This window comes from uncultured Rhodococcus sp. (genome assembly GCF_963525155.1).
In the GTDB taxonomy this organism is placed as follows: Bacteria; Actinomycetota; Actinomycetes; order Mycobacteriales; family Mycobacteriaceae; genus Rhodococcus_F; species Rhodococcus_F qingshengii.
This window is the reverse complement of record NZ_CAURKP010000330.1, coordinates 1-2,723: the sequence shown is the minus strand read 5'-3', so window position 1 is coordinate 2,723 and position 2,723 is coordinate 1. Positions and strand designations below refer to the sequence as shown.

The 2,723-nt window shown below is 63.6% G+C and carries 3 protein-coding genes and 1 pseudogene; all 4 read left to right on the top strand.

Annotated features, from left to right (window positions below; genetic code table 11):
* Nucleotides 1–421: pseudogene (eno, locus tag RWT78_RS29050) on the top strand (phosphopyruvate hydratase); the annotation flags it as partial.
* 308 nt (nt 422–729) lie between these two features.
* Nucleotides 730–1,167 (top strand): septum formation initiator family protein, encoded by a 438-nt coding sequence (locus RWT78_RS29045; RefSeq protein WP_153212074.1) that lies wholly within the window; start codon nt 730–732, stop codon nt 1,165–1,167.
* A complete protein-coding gene (locus tag RWT78_RS29040; protein ID WP_314682912.1) occupies nt 1,164–1,709 on the top strand; it encodes a DUF501 domain-containing protein in 546 nt (181 codons plus the stop codon). Before RWT78_RS29045 ends, RWT78_RS29040 begins: the two co-directional genes overlap by 4 nt.
* Nucleotides 1,706–2,671: a Ppx/GppA phosphatase family protein gene (locus RWT78_RS29035; protein WP_314682910.1), complete on the top strand. Its 966-nt coding sequence runs from the start codon at nt 1,706–1,708 to the stop codon at nt 2,669–2,671. The genes RWT78_RS29040 and RWT78_RS29035 overlap by 4 nt, the downstream gene beginning before the upstream one ends.
* Nucleotides 2,672–2,723: the final 52 nt, after the last annotated feature.

Below are 2,723 nucleotides of genomic sequence, written 5' to 3'. Positions count from 1 at the left end.
CGACTGGGACGGCTGGGTTGCGCTCACCGATCAGATCGAGATCAAGATCCAGCTCGTCGGCGACGACCTTTTCGTCACCAACCCCGAGCGTCTCGAAGAAGGCATCGTCAAGGGCGCGGCCAACGCACTCCTGGTGAAGGTCAACCAGATCGGCACCCTGACCGAGACCCTCGACGCTGTCGATCTCGCTCACCGCAACGGTTACAAGACGATGATGAGCCACCGGTCCGGCGAGACCGAGGACACCACCATCGCCGACCTCGCAGTTGCCGTCGGCAGCGGCCAGATCAAGACCGGTGCTCCGGCCCGCAGCGAGCGCGTTGCCAAGTACAACCAGCTGCTGCGTATCGAGGAGAACCTCGGCGATGCAGCACGTTACGCCGGCGAGGTTGCGTTCCCGCGCTTCGCTTTCGAGGCCTGACGGAAATCTAAGATTCAGTAGTGTCTGCACAGCGCGGTAAGCCACGATCCCCCGGCGGAAGTCCGGGGGGTCGTGGTTCCCGTCGTGGAGACACACCGTCTCGTGCGCGTCGTGACAGCGCTCGACGCCCACGGGCGTCGGAACCTTCGGTAGATCCGGCAGCAGTTGATTCCGCTGTGACAGACCCCGCGCAGTCGAGGGCCTCGACAGAGAAGGCGTCGGCACGCGGGTCGAAATCGGCTCGAGGGAAGAGCGGAACCAACAAGTTCTGGTCTCGACTTCCCAAGTCGGACAACACCATTTTCGGGTTGTCCACCAGCCGGGCCGTGGTGCTCGCGATGGTTGTACTCATGTTGGCTCTGACACTGGCTGTGCCGCTGCGCACTTACATCAGCCAGCGATCGGACGCCGCGCAGGTGGCGGCCGAACGTCAGGTGCTCGAGGAAGAGCTGCGAAAGCTGCAAGGGCAGAACGCACGCTTCGACGACCCTGCGTACATCGAAGCTCTTGCACGAGAACGCCTTCGGTACGTCAAACCGGGCGAGACCCCGTTTCAGGTTCAACTTCCCGGTGACTACAAGGAGCCGGAGAAGAAGCAGGAAAAGGAAACACCGCTGACAGGTCCGTGGTATCGCGACCTGTGGCAAACGATTTCGGAACCGCCAGTGGTTCCCGAGACGACGACACCGGCCCCGATGCCGTTGGCGCCGATAGAGCCAGAAGAACAAGGAGTACCCACCGGGTGAGCAACACGTCCGAAAATTCCCCACAGGTTTCACAGGCGGACCTCGACGCCGTTGCCGCTCAATTGGGCCGTGAGCCACGCGGAGTGATCGAGATCGCGTACCGCAGCCCGGACGGTCAGCCGGGCGTCGTCAAGACTGCCCCCAAACTTCCGGACGGAACACCGTTCCCGACATTGTACTACCTCACCGACCCGCGACTGACGGCCGAAGCGAGCCGTCAGGAATCCGCCGGCGTCATGCGTGAGATGACCGAACGTCTGACGCAGGATCCCGATCTTGCCGCGGCTTACCGCCGGGCGTACGAGTCGTACCTCGCCGAGCGTGACGCGATCGAATCTCTGGGAACCGACTTTGCCGGTGGTGGGATGCCGGATCGCGTCAAGTGCCTGCACGTGCTGATGGCGCATTCGCTTGCCAAGGGTCCCGGCGTGAATCCGCTCGGTGACGAGTCCGTGGCGTTGGCCGGTCACGGAAAGCTCCGCGGCACTGCAATTCCCGCGGACTGGCCTGGCATCGACGATGCCGACAACACCGACCAGTGACTCGCCGTGTTGCCGCAGTTGATTGCGGTACCAACTCCATTCGACTGCTGATCGCCGACGTCGGAGCTGACGGTCGTCTGGTGGATGTCCGACGCGAGATGCGCGTCGTGCGACTCGGTCAAGGCGTTGATGCAACAGGGGCGTTCGCGCCCGAGGCCATCGAACGCACCCGGGTTGCGCTCGTCGAGTACGCGTCGATGATCGCCGACGCCGGAGCAACCGCCGTTCGTATGGTCGCTACCTCGGCTACTCGCGACGCTGCGAATCGGGAAGACTTCTTCACGATGACGCGGGACGTGCTCGGTGCGGTGATTCCCGGATCCGGAGCCGAGGTGATCACCGGCGACGAAGAGGCGCGCCTCTCGTTCAGCGGTGCTGTGGGAGAACTCGATCCGTCGGAGGGCCCCTTCGTGGTGGTCGATCTCGGCGGCGGATCCACTGAAGTTGTCCTCGGCGAGGCGTCCGGCGTCCAAGCTGCGTACTCCACCGACATCGGCTGTGTGCGCGTCACGGAGCGGTGCTTACCGTCGGATCCGCCTACGGCAGAGCAGGTTTCCGAGGCGACGGCTTTTGCGACCGCGAAATTGGCCGAGGCGTTCGAGGCCGTACCCGTCGAGAAGGCGCACACGTGGGTGGGTGTCGCTGGAACCATGACGACGCTGGCCGCGATCGCGCAGGATCTTCCGGAGTACGACGCCGAGAAGGTGCACCTGGCGAGGATTCCGTTCAAGCAACTGTTCGACGTGTGTGAGCGTCTTATCGCCATGCCTCGGGTTGATCGTGCTGCCTTCGGGCCGATGCATCCGGGGCGGGTGGACGTCATCGGCGGCGGAGCGATCATCACCACGGTGCTGGCTCAAGCGTTCGAAGCCAAAGCCGGGATCACCGAACTGGTTGTCAGCGAACACGACATACTCGACGGCATCGCGATGTCGGTAGCTCAGACCGACCCGATAGTCTGATCCCTGCCGCACCCGACCAGTCGGGTGCATCAAGGCCCCCATAGCCCAATTG